General features: G+C 65.7%; 16 protein-coding genes and 1 pseudogene. 8 read left to right on the forward strand and 9 right to left on the reverse strand.

The annotated features are described in order from the left end of the window. Positions 1-39: 39 nt before the first annotated feature. On the reverse strand, positions 40-759 hold the full coding sequence (locus tag A37U_RS49050) for a TetR/AcrR family transcriptional regulator (protein ID WP_083933258.1): 720 nt from the start codon (positions 757-759) through the stop codon (positions 40-42). Positions 760-1,030: 271 nt separating this feature from the next. Between A37U_RS49050 and A37U_RS0106725 the strand changes: the two genes are divergently transcribed. The 3 genes from A37U_RS0106725 to A37U_RS53415 all read left to right on the forward strand — a co-directional run bounded on the left by A37U_RS0106725 (position 1,031) and on the right by A37U_RS53415 (position 3,568). Continuing rightward, the gene (locus A37U_RS0106725) at positions 1,031-2,017 is read left to right on the forward strand and encodes a lipase family alpha/beta hydrolase (RefSeq protein ID WP_157182667.1); all 987 of its coding nucleotides are present in this window, start codon (positions 1,031-1,033) and stop codon (positions 2,015-2,017) included. Positions 2,018-2,174: 157 nt separating this feature from the next. Further along, positions 2,175-3,053 carry an SGNH/GDSL hydrolase family protein gene (locus tag A37U_RS0106730; protein WP_026196938.1) on the forward strand — a complete coding sequence of 293 codons (879 nt, stop codon included), beginning with the start codon at positions 2,175-2,177 and terminating at the stop codon, positions 3,051-3,053. Positions 3,054-3,325: 272 nt separating this feature from the next. Next, positions 3,326-3,568: a transposase gene (locus tag A37U_RS53415; RefSeq protein WP_420806227.1), complete on the forward strand. Its 243-nt coding sequence runs from the start codon at positions 3,326-3,328 to the stop codon at positions 3,566-3,568. Here the strand turns inward: A37U_RS53415 and A37U_RS53420 are convergent. Further along, positions 3,566-4,192, reverse strand: a pseudogene (locus tag A37U_RS53420) (amidohydrolase family protein); the annotation flags it as partial. The gene A37U_RS53415 and the pseudogene A37U_RS53420 overlap by 3 nt on opposite strands. A 169-nt stretch (positions 4,193-4,361) precedes the next feature. Then, positions 4,362-5,027: a hypothetical protein gene (locus tag A37U_RS0106740; protein ID WP_020495856.1), complete on the reverse strand. Its 666-nt coding sequence runs from the start codon at positions 5,025-5,027 to the stop codon at positions 4,362-4,364. Between the two features lie 271 nt (positions 5,028-5,298). Here A37U_RS0106740 and A37U_RS0106745 point away from each other — a divergent pair, with 271 nt between their 5' ends. Genes A37U_RS0106745 through A37U_RS48145 form a run of 4 tightly spaced genes read left to right on the forward strand, consistent with a single transcriptional unit; the run spans position 5,299 to position 9,621 of the window. Then, complete coding sequence (locus A37U_RS0106745; RefSeq protein WP_020495857.1) at positions 5,299-7,686, forward strand: xanthine dehydrogenase family protein molybdopterin-binding subunit; 2,388 nt, start codon at positions 5,299-5,301, stop codon at positions 7,684-7,686. Further along, on the forward strand, positions 7,683-8,537 hold the full coding sequence (locus A37U_RS48140; RefSeq protein WP_020495858.1) for an FAD binding domain-containing protein: 855 nt from the start codon (positions 7,683-7,685) through the stop codon (positions 8,535-8,537). Before A37U_RS0106745 ends, A37U_RS48140 begins: the two co-directional genes overlap by 4 nt. Positions 8,538-8,575: 38 nt before the next feature. Continuing rightward, positions 8,576-9,073 (forward strand): (2Fe-2S)-binding protein, encoded by a 498-nt coding sequence (locus A37U_RS0106755; RefSeq protein ID WP_020495859.1) that lies wholly within the window; start codon positions 8,576-8,578, stop codon positions 9,071-9,073. Then, positions 9,070-9,621 (forward strand): carboxymuconolactone decarboxylase family protein, encoded by a 552-nt coding sequence (locus A37U_RS48145; RefSeq protein ID WP_020495860.1) that lies wholly within the window; start codon positions 9,070-9,072, stop codon positions 9,619-9,621. The genes A37U_RS0106755 and A37U_RS48145 overlap by 4 nt, the downstream gene beginning before the upstream one ends. A gap of 34 nt (positions 9,622-9,655) precedes the next feature. Here the strand turns inward: A37U_RS48145 and A37U_RS42635 are convergent, their stop codons facing one another. The 6 genes from A37U_RS42635 to A37U_RS0106790 form a co-directional block, all read right to left on the reverse strand. Continuing rightward, on the reverse strand, positions 9,656-10,216 hold the full coding sequence (locus tag A37U_RS42635; protein ID WP_020495861.1) for a cupin domain-containing protein: 561 nt from the start codon (positions 10,214-10,216) through the stop codon (positions 9,656-9,658). 53 nt (positions 10,217-10,269) lie between these two features. Beyond that, positions 10,270-11,175, reverse strand: a complete 906-nt coding sequence (locus A37U_RS0106770) for a dioxygenase family protein (protein WP_020495862.1) — start codon at positions 11,173-11,175, stop codon at positions 10,270-10,272. Further along, positions 11,172-12,227, reverse strand: a complete 1,056-nt coding sequence (locus A37U_RS0106775; RefSeq protein ID WP_020495863.1) for a maleylacetate reductase — start codon at positions 12,225-12,227, stop codon at positions 11,172-11,174. Before A37U_RS0106775 ends, A37U_RS0106770 begins: the two co-directional genes overlap by 4 nt. After that, complete coding sequence (locus tag A37U_RS0106780; RefSeq protein ID WP_020495864.1) at positions 12,227-13,342, reverse strand: alpha/beta hydrolase family protein; 1,116 nt, start codon at positions 13,340-13,342, stop codon at positions 12,227-12,229. The genes A37U_RS0106775 and A37U_RS0106780 overlap by 1 nt, the downstream gene beginning before the upstream one ends. After that, positions 13,339-14,940: a bifunctional 3-(3-hydroxy-phenyl)propionate/3-hydroxycinnamic acid hydroxylase MhpA gene (gene mhpA, locus A37U_RS0106785; RefSeq protein WP_020495865.1), complete on the reverse strand. Its 1,602-nt coding sequence runs from the start codon at positions 14,938-14,940 to the stop codon at positions 13,339-13,341. The genes A37U_RS0106780 and mhpA overlap by 4 nt, the downstream gene beginning before the upstream one ends. Positions 14,941-15,048: 108 nt before the next feature. Next, complete coding sequence (locus tag A37U_RS0106790; protein ID WP_240437505.1) at positions 15,049-16,032, reverse strand: AraC family transcriptional regulator; 984 nt, start codon at positions 16,030-16,032, stop codon at positions 15,049-15,051. Positions 16,033-16,479: 447 nt separating this feature from the next. Here A37U_RS0106790 and A37U_RS0106795 point away from each other — a divergent pair, with 447 nt between their 5' ends. Beyond that, positions 16,480-16,770 (forward strand): thiamine pyrophosphate-dependent enzyme, encoded by a 291-nt coding sequence (locus tag A37U_RS0106795; RefSeq protein WP_240437529.1) that lies wholly within the window; start codon positions 16,480-16,482, stop codon positions 16,768-16,770. The last annotated feature ends 25 nt before the right edge of the window (positions 16,771-16,795 follow it).

A 16,795-nucleotide genomic window follows, 5' to 3' on the forward strand; every position in this document is an offset into this window, starting at 1 on the left:
TGAGGGAAGTTCAATAGGCGGTTTACCGACCGGCGCCAGCTATGCCGTTCGCAGTGCTTGGTACAGTGAACGTCCGAAATAGGTTGCTATTTCTTCGTAATCTGGGTTGTTCTCGGTCTTCGTTCCGGCACGAACAGCGCCTTCGCACACCGCCATGAAGAATTCGACCAGCATAGGGAGCTTGCGTTCGGTTTCCACGGTTCCCCAATACCGTAGCGCTGCATCGAGAAGTCGCTCGACTTGTTTGGCGACCAGCTTCCTGGCTCGGCCGAATGTTTCTACGACGGCAGGGTCGGGATTCGAATCGAAGACGACTCGCCATGAGTCCAGGTTCGCGTCGACCACCTGTAGGAGTGCGCGCACTCCCGATATGAACACCCGTTCCGTCGGTCTGGGGCTTCCTTTCGGCAAGGCGCCCATGACGCCTTCGACCAGGGTTTGCTGTTCTCGTTGTACCAGGGCCTCTATCAAGGCTATTCGGTCAGTGAAGCATGCGTATATCACCGGGCGGGTCACCTGAAGATGCTTCGCGACCGATCCGATGGAGATGGCACCGACTCCCTCTCGTGCGGCGATGTGCAGGGCGGCATCCAGGACCTGCGGCCGGCGACGATCAGGTCCCAGGTGCGCCGCCCTCGCGCGGTCTGAAGCAGAGGCAGTCGCCATAGGAGCAATTGTGCCATATTCGAGGACATATCGTTGCCCACCGATGGTCTTGCCGACCGTGAACAGGGCGAAGGCGAATCGGTCCGATGTCATCGTTGCGTGCTATCGGAAACTCTCGCGGTCCCGCGAGCGCAGCTGTTGCCGGTGCCCGGCGCGCGTGCCCGTTGTCCGCAGGGCCGACCGGCGCGGCGAGCCCTGATCGTTCACGCAGGTGGCTGGAAATCTTGACGGTTTTCCTTCATGCGTGTATGAATATATGCACTCCGCTGATGCTTGCTGTGGCAGGTGGTATCGACGGCTGAACTCTCTACGCCGGCGCCCATGCTTTCTGTTCGGAAGGGCAGGTCTTGTGAATATGAAGCGAGTGGCCGTTCCCGTTCTGATCGTCGTGTTGTTGCTTTTCTCATCGGCTGTTTCGGCATCTGCTGCGACGGTGAGCGGAGAATTGCCGGTTCCCTATGGGTGGTTCGGAGTGGAGAATGCTGCCGAAACTGTCTTCGGTAACGTAACCAAGGGTCTGTTCGGGCGACCTGAAGCGAGCCCTCCAGGATCGAACGATTGGGGGTGCCGGCCTAGTGCTGAGCATCCGAATCCGGTGGTTCTCGTCCATGGCTATGGAATGAACCAGTCGATCAGCTGGCCTACTATCGCACCGCTGTTGAAAAACAACGGGTACTGCGTCTACTCGCTGACGTATGGAAACCAGGCGTGGCCCGATATCCCTGTGGTCAACCAGGTCGGCGGCCGTGATCGTATGGAGGACAGCGCCAAGAAGCTGGGGAGTTTCGTCGACAGAGTCCTCGAACAGACCGCGGCAAAGAAAGTGGACATAGTTGGGCATTCTGAAGGAAGTCTGATGCCTGACTACTATGTCAAGTTCCTCGACGGACGGTCCAAGGTGGCACGTCATGTTGCGATGGCTCCCTTGTGGAGAGGAAGCGATCTGGCTGGACTCGGGAACCTCTACGGGTTTTTCAAGTGGCTCGGCGTGTCTCCCATGGTGGATGCCGCATTCAGCGTCGCGGGCCTCGGTGGTGCAGTGCCCGAGTTCGCATCGACTTCGAACTTCATCAAGAAGCTGAATCAGAACAGTCCGGCTGTTCCGGATGTTCAGTATACCTCTATTATCACAAAAGCCATGTCTGGATTTCCTGTCTCACCGTGGCAAAGCGGCGTGCTCGAGGGGGGAAATGCGAACAATGTTGTTCTTCAGGATGTCTGTCCGGCCGACAACACCGGGCATAGTACGCTACTGTTCGACCCCAACGTGGCGCAGATCATCGTGAATGCACTGGATCCGGGATCTGCAAAGAAAGTGCAGTGCCAGCAGACTCATCTTCCGCCATTCTAGAGGCGCGCGGGCACATTTGCGTGATGCAGCGCAACCGCGTGACCGACACTAGTCATCGGCAACCGAATTTTCCCTGGGTCGTCAGCGGTCATTCGTGATTTCTGTACCCGCTCACAAATTGGAGAAGGTAATGCGAAAGCGACCATCAAAGATCTCGATGACACGGCGTATCGGGGTGAGTTTCTCGGCTGCCGCGGTCACGTTGCTGAGCATCGTAGCTGCCTCACCTGCGGTAGCGGGACAGAATTACCACCGTTATGTCAGCCTGGGCGATTCCTTTGCCGCTGGTACATTCGCCCCCTGGAGCGCCGGTGCCCCTTGCTTCAGGTCCTCTCAGAACTATGCGCACCAGATCGAGCGCGAACTGCGTCCGGCGGAGTTCGTTGACGCCAGTTGTTCTGGCGCGACAACGGCCGATATGAAACATGGGCAGTCGTACGGAATGGTGCCGCCGCAGTTTGACGCCCTCACCGCGGACACCGACCTGGTCACGGTACACATCGGGGGAAATGATCTCGGTTTGTATGGCAAAACCCTCGTGGCCTGTGGGGTCATCGGTGTTCTGGGGCCCCTCTCACCTGGCTGCGCACAGGGGTTCACCGCCGGGGGACACGACAGGTTGCAAGAAAAGATCGATTCTATCGCACCAAGACTGGCCGGGGTGCAGGAAGGAATTCGACAGCGTTCCCCATATGCGACCATTCTGGCCGTCGGCGCACCGGATTTGTTGCCCACTGATGGTCGTCACTGCTGGCCGACGACCTTCGTGGCGGGCCGCGATATCGAATACCTGAACGCTACCACGAGATCGTTCAACGCGATGACGTCGAAGGTCGCTAAGGCTCACGGCGCCAGCTATGTCGACACCTTCCAGACGAGCATCGGTCATGATATGTGTGCTGCGCTGGCGAAACGGTGGATGGAAGGTATGATCCCCGCCCATATCGGGGCTCCGGTGCATCCCAATGTTGCGGGAGCGAAGAACCAGGCCGGACAAATCTTGGCGACCCTGCGCGGTTCGCCCGGGCGGGCGTAGCCCGCGGGATGTCCCTGTCTGGTTGTCAAACCGCGGATGGGCGGGCCGGACGGATCAGCGCGGCGAAGGTGGCGAGGAAGAAGGCTTGTCTGAGAGGCCGTTCCTGGACTGGTCCTGGGTGGGTGTGTCGTTGTTGATAGTGAGGGAGCTCCTGGTAGGTCGAGCGGTGCTGAAGCGCCGTTCTACCAGGAGTTCTATTGTTATCGTGGCGTACCGCGTCCGGTGGGGTCGGGCTGGGCAGTGCGTGTTGTCGTTTGGCCCTGTTCCATCAGGTGTCCGATGCGGGTCGTGCTCGCCGGTACCCGTCGGACACAACCGATGCGCAGTGGGCGGTCATCGATCCGCTGCTGCCTGATCCGCCGTGGCTGGCGGGTAAGGGCGGTCGACGGGAGACACACTGCCGCCGGGCGGTCGTGGACGCGATCTTCTTCCGCGGTTTCCTCGGTGGTGCAGGGGGCGCCCCAGTCGCTGCCGTACACGACGTGATCGGATCCCAGGGTCGCCACCGCCGGTAGGAGCGAGCTCGGGAAGGCCGTCGCAGCGGTATCGACGTAGACGGTCTCCAGTTGACGTTCTATATCTTGTGCTGACAGACCGTGCGGCACCCATGCCTGGTTTCCGAGCAACGAGACTCGACCGGTCAGCGCCGGAAAGGCTCCGCCGCAGTGTGCGAACACGAACGTGATGTCCGCGAACTGGGTGAACACCTTTCGGAACATCATGTCGAAGACGGTTCTGGCGGTCTCGAAGGCCACTTCGTACAGTGGCGCCGGGTGATCCAATACCGGAGGTTGCCGCGCGTCCGGATGGACGAATACGACGGCGCCCCATTCATCGAGCTTCTCCCAAAGTGGAAAAAGGGCTTCACTGCCGAGATAGGTGCCGTTGTACTGCGCCGTGACGGCGAATCCGTCGGCACCGAGGATCTCTCGTCCGCGGACCGCCTCGTCCAGTGCGGCAGCCGGATCGTCGGTCGGCAGCCCGGCCAGCAGGTCAAACCGGGCCGGATGTTGTGCTACGACCTCGGCGCCGTAGTCATTGGATGCGCGCAGTGCGTCCTGGCCGGCCGGTATGTTACTCAGAAACTGCATCGCCGTACCTGAGAGTCCATGTACGCCAACGTTCGCTCCACAGACCATTCGAACGGTTCGGGAAGGTAGATTCCTCTTCCGAGCATCCCTTGCCAGTCCTGTATTGATTTGTCCTTGGTGATCGGAGTCGTGAAGTGGGCGTGAATATCGACATATCCATCACGTGGCACCGAAATCATCAGCCTTGCCCTCTTTCGGGATTTGCAGGACGCCGTAGTTATGCGGTGCCGGGATTCTCGGCCGATCCCTCGGCAGGATTCGACTGGCATAGGCCGCCGGCGAAAAGCGTCAATCCCTTTTCGATCTCGGACAGCGGGCTTTCGGCGAGATAGGGGGCCAGGATGGCACGTGCCTGGTCGGGTGTGGTCAGCGTGGATGCGTCCACTTCGTCCACGCGCCAGCTGCCGAAGTCCTCGTAGATGAACTCCCCGTACAGACGTCCCTCGTGGTAGGGCCACGCGGCGGCGAAATTGTGTGACACCTGGTAGGTGCCTTGCGGGTCGGTGTCCTCGTGGGCGAGAGCCGGGTCGTCCCCGCACAGTATCTGGGCGAAGACGGCTTCGATGAAGATGCCGTAATCAGAGACGGCGACTTCTTCCTCCAAGGCACCGAAAACATTCATGCTTTCGCCGACGACCTTCGAGTAGAAGGCGCGGACTTCGTCCATGCCGTTGCACACCGTTGTCTGCCCGCGCTCGCTGATCCGGTACAAGGGCTTGTCGACGATCATGGCGGGAACAAGGATATCTTCCCAGAAGCCGGACACCTCCAGCAACGCGTGGCGGCGGTAGTTTTTGAGCATATGCCGATGGCGCGGGTTGTCGGCGCGGGCGAGTGCTGCGTCGACGCCGGACGGAACGTTGCGAACGTCGAACAATTTCATGGCGGCCGGTCTCCTCGTGTATCCGCGAACTTCTTGGTCCTGGCGCGGAATGCTCACGCGGCTGTCGGCCCCCACGCAACGCGATGTTCATTGAACGAGTGACCGACGTGGCGGCGTCACCATCGATCACGCCAGAGCGCGCAAGGCTCGGACGGGAAGCGGATCACGTTGTCGCAAAACGGATCGACCGCGACCTGGTCGACTTCTAGCGTCTGTCCATGATGGATGGGAATGACCCGTACAGGCCGCAGTGTGGCGAGGAGACAGGTCCATGTCCGTAGGGAAGCAGACCGTGGGCAAGTTCGTGGGACGGCCGGTTCGCAAGCACGATGGTGACGACTACCTGACGGCGCGCGCGACCTACACCGGTGACATCGTCCTGCCGGGTACGGTCTACGCCGCCCTGGTGCGCGCGCCGCTCGCGCACGGGTTGATCCGGTCTGTCGCGACGACGGCGGCGGAGGGCGTGGCCGGTGTGATCGCTGTCGTGACCGGTAGCGACGTGATGTCGTGCTGCGATGAGATTCCACATGGGCTGGACGCGGGGCTGCTCGGGGGACACCACGGCGCCGTGTTCCCGCTGGCCGTCGAGAAGGTCGTCTACGCCGGGGAGCCGGTTGCCGCGGTAGTCGCTACCTCCGAGGCGGATGCCCGTGCGGCCTGTCTGCTGGTCGAGGTGGAATACGAGCCGTTGCCGGTCGTGCTCGATGTGGAGTCCGCGCTCGCCGCGGATGCCCCGGTTCTCTATCCGGCCTGGGGCGAGAACATCCTCATCGAGGGCCGGACCGGAAGCGACGACTTCGTCGAAGTGGCACGGGGCGCGGCGCACGTGCTCGATGGTGAGCTGCGGACCCATCGCGGTACGGCGGCGCCGATGGAGCCCCGCATGTATCTGGCCGACTGGGACACCGCGGGACAGCGATTGACTCTCTACGCCTCGACGCAGAACCCGCATGTGCTTCGGACCGTGCTCGCCACGGCGATGCGACTGCGCGAGGGCCAGGTCCAGGTGATCGCGCCCAAGGTAGGTGGCTCGTTCGGACTGAAGATGTACGGAAGCCGTGAGGACTTCATTGCGCCCGTCCTCGCGCGCATGGTCGGCAGGCCGGTCAGCTGGACAGAAGAGCGCGCGGCGTCTCTGCTTCCGGCAGCCCGGGAGCAGCTGCTGTCCTACCGCGTGGCTTTCGACGACGCCGGACGGGTGTTCGCCGTCGACGTCGAGGCACTGACCGATCACGGCGCCGCCGCTCCCACACATGGGTGGGGGATGGCGTACGTGGGCGCGCTCACCACCGGGCTGGGCTACGCCATAGCGCACTGCCAAGTGCGCTATCGGGTGGTGGTCACCAACAAGGCGCCGTGGAGCGGAACGAAACCGTTCGGAAAGGACGGCGCGACATTGCTGCTGGAACACCTTATGGAACGGGTGGCGGCCGAGGTCGGCATCGACGCCATTACGGTTCGACGGCGCAACTTCGTCGGCCCGGACACCTTCCCCTACCGGCACACCTCGGGTCTGGAGCTCGACAGCGGCGACTACGGTGCCGCCCTCGACAAGACGCTGGAGATCCTTTCCCACCAACAGTTGCTCACGGAACAGGCACAGCTGCGGGTGCAGGGCCGCTACCTCGGCATCGGCATCGGATTCGAGCTGATGCCCGAGAGCGCCGACATCCCGACTGCTTTCGTCGCGGCGTACGACACCTCGACGGTCCGCATGAGCCCGTCGGGGCAGGTGTCGGTGCTGACCGGGGTCACCAGTCCGGGTACAGGCAGTGACACGGGCATCTGCCAGCTCGTCGCGGACGAACTGGGTGTCGCCATGGACACCGTCTCCGTGGTGCAAGGTGACACCGATACCTGCCCGTACGGCTTCGGCAACATTTCGAGCCGTTCCGTCGTCACGGGCGGCAACGCCGCGGTGCTCGCGGCTCGTGATGTGGCGAGCAAGATTCGCGTGGCTGCCCGCGCGCTGCTCCGAGCGGATCCCGGTGAACCGGTGCTCCTCGAGGACGGCATCGCCCGGCTCACCTGCGACACTTCCCGCGGCGTCGCCATCGCCGAGATCGCCGGTGCCGTGTACACGAGTGCTTACCTGCTCGAACTCGATATCGAGCCACACCTGGAGTCGACCCGCACGTATCGGCCCGCCAACATTCGCGAGGTGCCTGATGCGCTCGGCCGGATGCAGACCTACACGACCTATCCTTACGCGGTGCACGCCTCGGTCGTCGAGGTCGACACCGAAACCGGTGTCGTCACACTGCTGCGGCACGTGGCAACACACGATTGCGGTACCGTGATCAATCCCCTGATGGTCGACGGGCAGATCACCGGCGGCGTCGTGATGGGCCTGGGCGCGGCCTTCAGTGAACAACTTCTATTCGACGACAAGGGGATTCCGCTGGCGACCGGCTTCAAGACCTACCTGCTTCCGCGGGCGGTCGACGTGCCGCGGGTCGAGCTCGGACACCTCTGTACTCCGGCACCGGGGACGCCGCTCGGCGCGAAGGGCGTCGGAGAGGCAGGGTTTTCCGGGGCGCTTGCGGCCGCGTTCAACGCGGTGAACGACGCGATCGTTCCGCTCGGCGCACGGCTCGACCGTACGCCGCTCAGTCCGGTCGCGATCATGCGTGCGCTCCAGGAGGCGCGCCGATGATCCCGACCCGCTTCGAATATCTCGCACCGCGGTCCGTGGCCGGTCTCGTCGCCGCACTGGACGAGGAGAGCCGGTTGCTGGCCGGGGGTACCTGGGTGGTACCGGAGATGGGGCGTGCAGAGTCCCGCCCGCGACGTGTCGTCGACCTGCGCCGCGCCGGGCTCGCGAGGATCTCGGTCGAGCGCTCCCGACTATGTCTCGGCGCGATGTGCACCTACAGCGATCTTCTCGCCAGCGAGGACGTCGCGCGCTACGCGCCGCTCCTGCGCACCATGGCGACCGGGGTGACCGGCGGAGCGGCCCTGCGGAATCAGGCCACGATCGGCGGTTCCGTCGCCGCTGCCCGGCCACAGTCCGATGTTCCCGCGGCATTCGTCGCTCTCCGCGCGGTCGCCGTCGTCTCGGGCCCCGCGGGAACACATCGGGTGCCGGTCGCGGAGCTGTTCCTCGGCGCGGGGCGAACCACACTGGCCGCCGATGAGGTGATCACCGGTTTCGAGATGCCGTCCTCGCGTACCTCCACGCACGGGTACGTCAAGCTGAAGCGGGGAGGCAGTTCCTGGCCCATCGCCACCGCGGCGACGCTGCTGCGCCTCGACGACGCGGGCCGCTGCGAGGATGCGTGCCTCGTCCTCGGTGGCGTCGAGGAGGTGCCGCTGACGGTCGATCTCACCGCCATCCTCGGGCGTCCGCCCGGCGACGAGGAACTGGACGCGGCGGTGACACAAGCGACAGCCGCGTTGTCCGCCCCCTGGACCGACGTGCTCGCTCCAGGTGACTACCGCGCAACGGTCACGGCCCCGGTGGCCCGGCGGGCGCTCACCATGGCATGGGCGAACACCGGTGAATAGCGGAATGCCGATCGCCCAATCACCGAGGAGGAAACGAGATGGATGACGACCTGACGGTCCTCGAGCTGACCGTGAACGGGAATCGCCGCACCGCGACCGTGGACCGGCGCGAGCTCCTGGTCGAAGCGCTCCGTACCCGCTTCGGTATCACCGGGCCGAAGATCGGTTGCCTCACCGGTGATTGCGGAGCCTGCACGGTCCGGCTGGACGGCCTGATCACGAAGTCCTGCCTCCACATCGCCGTCGCCGAAGACCGCGCGGAGATCGAGACGCTGGAGTCGATGAGCGTGGGTGGTCTCACCGGGCTCCAGGAATCGTTCTGGGACAACAACGCGTTTCAATGCGGCTACTGTCTCTCGGGCATGCTCTTTTCGGCGGCGGAACTGCTCGAACGCGATCCGAAGCCGAACGAGGACGAGATCCGCCAGGCCATCAGCGGGAACCTCTGTCGATGCACGGGCTATGACGCGATCGTGACCGCCATCAAGAGATACGCCGATCGGGGCTCCGCTACCGTCGAGGATGTTGCGCAGTGAGCGACAATGCCGAACGACTCCCGCTGATCGATCCCGGCGCGGCACCGAAGGAAGTGCAGGCAGCATTCGCGAGACTGCCGGACGTCAATCTGTTCCGCGCCATGGCGGGAGCATCGTCATTGTATCCCCCGTTCGCCGAGTATCTGACCGAACTCTTTCGCGAGATGGAGCTTGACACCCAGACCGAACGACTCGCGGTGTTGCTCGTCGGCAAACTCTCGCACTGCCGTTATGTGTGGCGGCAGAATATCGTGACAGCCAAGAGTGTCGGTATCTCCGACGAGCAGATCGCCGCGATCGAGCGTGGTGACCACACCGCCCGCTGCTTCAGTCCGAAGCACCGTTCAGCGCTCGCGTTCACCGAGGACTGCGTGCGCAATGTGGAGGTGAGCGACGCGATTTACACCGCCGCTGCGCGAGAACTCTCGTCGCGCGCGATCGCCGAACTCCTGTATGTCGTGGGCACGTACATGATGATCTGCCGGTTCGCCCGCTCGGGCCGGGTGCCATTGGACGACGAGCCCGGTCCTTCGCCGTACCTGTCGTGAGCGATGGGGACCGGGCTTCCGCACGGCGATGACGTCAGGTCGGCGGGCCATCCTCGGGGAGAGTCCCGCCGACCAGCACGAAGGCGATCAGGCAAGGATCACCGGAACGATTGGACCAGGCGTGCGAGGTGCCTCGTTGCACCAGTACGTCGCCTTCCCGCATGCGTACCTCGGTGGCGTCCAGCACCGCCCAGACCTCGCCGCGCAGGACGATCGCGTAGTCGATCGAGCGGGTGGTGTGGACGGCCAGCGGCCTGATTTCGTTGCCGTCGCTGTCGAATCGCCATTCCGAATCCGGTGGCAGCTCGAGGGTACGGAACACGGTGCCTGTCGCCGTGGGGGCGATGGAGAGTTTCTCGCCGGTGTCCATCGGGTCCCGCAGAGGGCCGCTGTTGTCAGCGGGGGCCGTGCCGGTGCGCCAGATATCGGTCACCACATACGTCGGCACGCCATGGCCGGTACGGGCCCACCGTCCTTCGTCCTCGAGCAGCACGGTGGATCCGCCGTCCGGGCCGAGCCCGGTGACGATTCGCCGGACACGGTGTGTGCCGGGTGCGGGTTCCACCTCGTGGACGAACGGGTCGTAGTCGGTCACTCGGGCTCCTTCGTGTCACTCGTCCGGCTCCTGCGGAACTGCCCCGGCGCGCGTCATGTGCCCGCCGGGGCGAGGACGATGTCGAACCGGACCTTCGACCAGGTCTGCTGGCCGAGGTCGCGGCCATCGGGTGTCGGTGTTCCTGGCTTCTGTTGCTCGAAGTTCTTGACGAGCGAATCCTTGACCCCGAAGACGGAGTCGGAGCCGAGGTTGCGGTCGCCGCGGACGAAGATGTGGGTGACGAGCCTCCGGTGGCCCGCGTGCGTGACCAGGAAATGCAGATGGGAGGCCCGCATCGGGGATCGGCCCACGGCCTTCAGCATGCTGCCGACCGGTCCGTCGTCGGGGATCGGGTACGGGGTCGGCGTGATGCCCCAGAATCGGTAGTGTCCATTGTGGTCGGTGTAGAGGTGCGCGCGTGCGGCGGTGCGCGCGTCGTCGTACTGGACGTCGTAGCGGCCCTCGGCGTCGGCTTCCCAGACTTCGATGCGTGCGCCGGCCAGCGGCTGGCCCGTGGTGTCGGTGACGGTTCCCTCGACCCAGCAGGGTTCGCCGCTCGCGCCGAAGGAGAGGTCGCCGCCGCGTTCGATTTCCGGGCTGCCGTCGACGAAGAACGGCCCGAACACCGTTGCCTCGGTCGCGTCGCCGTGTGCCTCGTTGTTCATGGCGATGGTCTGCATGGAGGCCCCGAGCACGTCGGAGAGCAGGACGAATTCCTGGCGCTTGTCGTCGGTGATATCGCCGGTCGCGGTGAGGAACTCGATCGCCTTGCCCCATTCGTCCTCGGTCAGCCGCACCTCGCGCAGGAAGGCGTGCAGGTGCCGGACGAGGGCCTGCGTCAGCCGCTTGAGCCGCTCGTCGCGGCATTCGTCGAACGAGCTGAGCACTCGCCGGAGCAATTCCTCCTCGCGTTCGGCCTGTTCCGGTGCGGTCGCCGACGGATCCTGGGCGGTTGTCATGCGGGTTCACTTCCTTCCCACGCCGCGCGGATGAGCGCGGCGAGGTTGTCGCCGGTGGCCTTGGTCGGATTGTCTTCGGGCACGGCGGCGAGGATCGCCTCGACCGCCTCGGACAGGTCTGCCTCGGCGAGGCCTTGGTCCCGCAAGGCCGCCGGCGCGCCCAGCCGCGCGCGCAGCGCCTGCAACCCCGCGAGCGCGGTATCGGCGCCGAAGGCTTCGGCGAGCCGTCGGGCGGCTTCCGGCGCGTTCGGCGCGTTGAACGCCAGGACGTACGGCAACACGACGGCATGCGTCTGTGCGTGCGGGAGGTTGTACTTTCCGCCGAGAACATGGCAGATCTTGTGGTGCAGCCCCGAACCGGCCGAGGCGAACGCCACCGCAGCCAGATAGGCGCCGTACAGCGCCTGCTCGCGACCGCCCACTCCGGACGGATCTCGCGTCACCTCGGGAAGCCCGGCGGCGAGGGCCCGCACGCCTTCGACGGCCAGCGCCGCGTTGATCGGATCGGCTCGAGGTGCCCAGAGGCTGTCGACGCAGTGCGCGAGTGCGTTCAGCCCGGACGCCACGCTCATCTTCACCGGCAGGGTGAGCGTCAGGGACGCGTCGTAGACGATCGCGGCGGGCAGCACGCGCGGGTCGCGTCCGGTGGTCTTCACGGCGTTCTCGGTCAGACCCCAGACGTCGGTCGCCTCGGAACCGGCGTACGTCGTGGGCACGGCGATGATCGGCAGCCCGGTCGTCAGGGCGACCGCCTTGGCCAGCCCGGTTGCCGAGCCGCCGCCGACCGACACGATCGAGTCGGCCTGATGCGCCACGGCGGCAGCGCGGGCTCGTTCGGCCGCCTCGATCGGAACGTGCATCAGTACTTCGTGGTGCCGCGATACCACGGGCAGATCGGCCGACACTTCGTCGGCGAGCGTCCGCTCGGCCTCGGCGGCGATCACCATCACCTGCCGGGCGTCGAGTAGTTCCGCTTCCGCCCGCACACCGGCCGCCGCGGCGCCCGAAGCGAACCGGACCCGCTGCGGGAGCGTGGCATGGACGAACCGCATCACATCACCTCGGCTGAATTCGGTTCCGGAGACTGCGCCGAGCCTGGCACTCGCGCTCCGGCGAACTGGTCAGCGAACCAGTCCGCCACATAGGCGGTGCGCTCCTGCGCGTGGTTGTAGATCGTGTGTTCTCCGTCGTCCCACACCCGCAGCGTGGCGTCGCGCGCGGCGTCGAGGAAGGGTTGCTGCTCCTCCGCGCGCACGATCGGGTCCGCTTCGCCGTGCAGTACCAGCAACGGGCAGTGGATCCGGTCGGCGCCGGGGCGGAAGGCGATGCGGTCGAAATTGTCCTGGATCGCGTCCGGCTCGCTGGTGCCCAGCATGGCCGCGGCCTGTTCGGCGAATGTGCGGAACTGCAGGAGCCGGGGCTGGGCGGGAGCGGAGTTGACACACACCGCCGACACTCGGCGATCCGCGGCCGCGGTGGTCGCGGCATAGAGCCCGCCGAGGCTGTTTCCCCACAATCCGGCCTTCGGCGCCACCGCGAGCGCCCGGTCGACAAACGCCGAATAGGCGGCGCGCACGTCCACGTCCAGCAGGATCTCGTGGCACATTCTGGTCTCCCCCTGTCCTGGTCCTTCGGCGAGCAGGACCGCCATGCCGCGCCGTAGCAGCGCGTCGGCCTGTGGCAGATACGCGGCTCCCCAGCCGCTCTGCCCGCCGAACACCACCACCGCGCCGATCGGTTCGGTGGCCGGTCGCAGCAGCCAGCCGTTCATCCGGCCGTGACCGAACGGGATCTCCTCACGCTGCCACGGTGGATCGGCCAGGGCCGCGGCATTCCCGACCGCCTCGGCGAACGCCTCGTACAACGCGCGCTTACGCGCGTCGTCGAAGTTGAACGCCATCTGCGCGAACAAAAGGTCCGCGGCCGCCGCTCGATGGGCCGCGATCGCCGTCGCCACGTGCCCGTGGCGCTCCGCGGAGCGGGCACGCTCCAGCTGCGTCGTGGCAAGTTCCTCGGCGGCCTCGTCCCACGCGACGCCCTCCGCCGTGCGCCGCTGCATGGTAAGCACATCCGCGTAGTCGACACCGTTGTCCAGCATTCGCGTCACCGGCATGGCGCGCCACAGCGCTTCGATCGGGGCGACGCCCGGGAGGCGGGTTTCGGTCATGTGTCAGCTCCCGTAGCGACTGCGGTCTGGGCGCCGGTCCGGCACAGTGGGATGCGCAACGCGTCCAGCGCCGCGGGCGCGTCCTCGGCTTTACCGGCCCAGTACAGGTGGAAATCCGGCCGCGAGATGAAGGTATCCGCGGCGGTGTCGGCGAAATACCGGGCATACGTGCCTTCCACGTCTTCCACGCTGTCCGGTGTCCCCGGAGTCAGCGTCGCGACGGACATGTCGAGCGCGGTGAGCAACTCTTGTTGTTCGCCGCTGAGCCGCGCTCGCACATCGCGTGCGCTGACCAGATTGAAGCCGCCGCCGACGACATCGTCGAACCGGCCGCTGACGGTGCCCGAGCCGACGACACCTTGCGGGGCAAGGGTTCCGGCCAGCGGCGACAGTTCGCCGTCGGGCGCGTGATGCACCACCCCGCCGCTGATCGTCGGGAACGGGGGCATCGGCGGTACCTCTCCACGGCGGAACGCGGCGTCGCGTATGGCGGCGGCCTCGCGGTCCTTGAGGTTCGCGATCTTGCCGAGTTCGATCGCGCACTGCTGCACGACCTCGACGTGCGGACGCCGCTCGGCCTCGTATGTGTCCAGCAATGTCTCGTCGGCGAATCCGCGCAACACCAGATCGAGCTTCCAACTCAACGTAATGCTGTCACGCATGCCAGAGCAGGCGCCCTGCCCCATGTACGGGGGCATGGTGTGCGCGGCGTCCCCGGCGAGCAGCACACGGCCGCGCCGCCAGCTGAGCGCCGTCCGCGCGGAGAAGGTGTAGACGATCTGGCGGAGAATGCGGAGATCTTCCGGGCCCAGGCCGTGGCGTTGCCGCAGCCAGCGCCACGCCCAGTCGGCGGTTTCCATCTCACCAGGATCGTCACCTGGGCGAACACTGACCTCGAAGCGCTGCCGGAACTTGCCGATGGGCATGAACATGTTCGGCTGTTCCGGGTCGCAGAACTGGCGGCTCACCTGGAACTCCTGCCCCAGCGGATGCACGCATTCGGTGTCGACGTTGAGCCAGCAGTCCTCGACCCCCAGATCGACCTGCTCGATGCCCAGCGCGGTGCGGACGAAGCTGTTCGCACCGTCCGCGCCGACGACGTACCGCGCGGTGACCGTCCGGTCCTCGGCTCCCGCTGACCACTGATCGTCCCGGTCGCGCCGCCATGGCCGGACGACCAGCCGGACACCGTCGGCATCCTGGTCGAGGGCAACCACCCCGGTCCCCTGGTCGACCTGGACGTTCGGGCAGCGGCGGACCCGCTGGTCGATCGCGTCCTCGATGTGCGGCTGGTACATCGTGTAGTGCGCTGCGTACCCGCTCGACTGTCCGGACCAGTCGACGGTCAGCAGCAGTTCGCCGGCGCCGTTGCGCCACTCGTAGGCCTCCGCTGCCGAGGCTTCGCGCAATGCCTGGTCGACATCGCCGGTGGACTGGATGATCCGCGCGGTCTCACCGTCGATGTGGGTCAGCCTCGGCAGCCCGTACAACGCGGGCCACCGCTCGAAGACCGCCACCCGGTGCCCGGCCTTGCCCAGCGCCGAAGCCAGCACCAGTCCGGTCGGCCCGTATCCGACGACCACTACGTCGAAGTCCATTTCGCACCACGCTCCTTCGCGCTCGGTGAGTGGACTCTATGAACCCGCTGGACGAGTCGCGATCCGTTGCGCGACAAGACGATCCGGAATGCGACATCGGTCGGTACGTCAGGACGCGTCGCGAAGCGTCCGCGACGGGTTCGTCCCGTAGCGCCTCCGGTACAGACCCGCGAAACGCGGCACGTGCGTGAATCCCCAGCGCAGCGCCACCTCGGTCACCGTGACGCTGCCAGGCTCGGCGGCGAGCAGCTCCTCGTGCGCACGTGCCAATCGCACCTGTTGCACGTATTCGTGGGGCGACGTGCCCAGCCCTGAACGGAAATACCGCTGCAACGAGCGTGGCGTCGTGCGTACTGCGCGGGCCAGCTGTTCGACGCTCAGCTCGCCGGCCGGATCGTCCTCGATCAATTCCATCGCCCGCCGCATCGGCGTCGGTCGAGGCAGTGCCGCGGCGACGCGTTCCAGCTGCGGCGAGTAATTGTTGGGTTGAGCGAGCAGTAAACCTGTCATCAGCAGGTCCGCCCACGGACTCGCGCCGAGGGAGCGCTCGGCAAGGCTCCCCGGGTGATCGAGCTCCCGCAGCAGCGAGCGGACCGTCCGCACCCACGACCCGGCGGCGCCGCCACCGAGATCCATCTCGGGAGCGAAGCGGACAACAGCCGGAGCCGGGCGGCCGAGCAGCGTCTCCAGGTGTTCGGTCAGCGCTTGCCGCTCGACGCGCACATGCAGCTGCCGGTAATCATCACTGAGCAGCATGTCCACTCGCGTGCGAGGTGAGATGACTGCCGCCCGCGTCTGATCGACGACCACTTCCTCCCTGCCGAAAGAGACCCGGTTCCGCCCGTGCAGGGCGAGGTTGATGTCGTAGTAATCCACCCGGTCGATCAACTGGACCCCGAGCTCGGTGCCGCGGTTGCGGCAGTACACCAGCGACACCGGACCCACCGAAACCTTCGACAGATCAGTGCGCACTCCGGACCGGCTCGGGGCGAGCGGGGTGAGTCGGTGCGGCGTGAGGAACTGGGACACCGAATGACGGAACTCGTCGAGATCCGGTGAACTCAACACCGCGAAGCGCTCCAGCACACCCATGGTCTCCACCTCTCAGCTTCGTCCAGGACGCGAATCTCCGGACAAGACATGACACCATGAGAACCAGTCGGGCGCACGGCTTCCGCCATCCGATCGGGGCGAGGGTTGTTGATCCACAACCGGCTTGACGGCGCGCCCGTCACTGTCGGTTCTCGGCAGGTTGCAGGTCGTCGGGGTCGTATTCGTAGATCCAGCCATTCGCGACCAGCGGGTCTTCCTCGGCGAACGCGGCGTCGCGAGCCCGCTGTTGCGGGCCGTCGGGAAGGTGGTTGATCCGGGAGCGGCCGCGGCTGACGGTCTGGAGCCGGGTGGTGCGCGGAATGCGCAGTTCCTCGTAACGCTGGAGCGCCCCGCCGGGGTCGTCGAGGTTGTCGGCCAGGCAGCGGGCCAGTACGTCCCATCGTCACCATACTCGGTGACGGGTCTTCGCTCTATGGCATCCAAGGCCTGTGGAGCGCAGTCCCCTACCATATCGGGGCACTGTTCGTGGTGCTGTCCGACGGCGGCTACGCCATCATGGACCGGCTCGCCGAACAATCCGGTCAGGGCAAACAGCCGTGGGCGTCGTTCTCCGAGGTGAGCGTCGCCCGGATCGCGGCGGGGCCGGGTTGTCCGGTCCAGCGGATCAGCGACCACACCGAGCTGACGACGACGCTCGCCGACCACCTGCCGGGGGCCGGACGAGCCCACAGGTGCTCGACAACGCGGGCCACCGCCGTCGATCCGCCCTACGGATAGCGAAATGCTTTTCCGATTTACCCGA

This window comes from Sciscionella marina DSM 45152 (genome assembly GCF_000379465.1).
Classification (GTDB): Bacteria; Actinomycetota; Actinomycetes; order Mycobacteriales; family Pseudonocardiaceae; genus Sciscionella; species Sciscionella marina.

Excerpts from the sequence above, each read along its gene's own strand:
- A37U_RS49050 (WP_083933258.1), bottom strand. The coding sequence starts at position 759 with ATGACATCGGACCGATTCGCCTTCGCCCTGTTCACGGTCGGCAAGACC.
- A37U_RS0106730 (WP_026196938.1), top strand. The coding sequence starts at position 2,175 with ATGACACGGCGTATCGGGGTGAGTTTCTCGGCTGCCGCGGTCACGTTG.
- A37U_RS0106740 (WP_020495856.1), bottom strand. The coding sequence starts at position 5,027 with ATGAAATTGTTCGACGTTCGCAACGTTCCGTCCGGCGTCGACGCAGCA.
- A37U_RS0106745 (WP_020495857.1), top strand. The coding sequence starts at position 5,299 with ATGTCCGTAGGGAAGCAGACCGTGGGCAAGTTCGTGGGACGGCCGGTT.
- A37U_RS48140 (WP_020495858.1), top strand. The coding sequence starts at position 7,683 with ATGATCCCGACCCGCTTCGAATATCTCGCACCGCGGTCCGTGGCCGGT.
- A37U_RS0106755 (WP_020495859.1), top strand. The coding sequence starts at position 8,576 with ATGGATGACGACCTGACGGTCCTCGAGCTGACCGTGAACGGGAATCGC.
- A37U_RS0106770 (WP_020495862.1), bottom strand. The coding sequence starts at position 11,175 with ATGACAACCGCCCAGGATCCGTCGGCGACCGCACCGGAACAGGCCGAA.
- A37U_RS0106775 (WP_020495863.1), bottom strand. The coding sequence starts at position 12,227 with ATGCGGTTCGTCCATGCCACGCTCCCGCAGCGGGTCCGGTTCGCTTCG.
- A37U_RS0106780 (WP_020495864.1), bottom strand. The coding sequence starts at position 13,342 with ATGACCGAAACCCGCCTCCCGGGCGTCGCCCCGATCGAAGCGCTGTGG.
- mhpA (WP_020495865.1), bottom strand. The coding sequence starts at position 14,940 with ATGGACTTCGACGTAGTGGTCGTCGGATACGGGCCGACCGGACTGGTG.
- A37U_RS0106790 (WP_240437505.1), bottom strand. The coding sequence starts at position 16,032 with ATGGGTGTGCTGGAGCGCTTCGCGGTGTTGAGTTCACCGGATCTCGAC.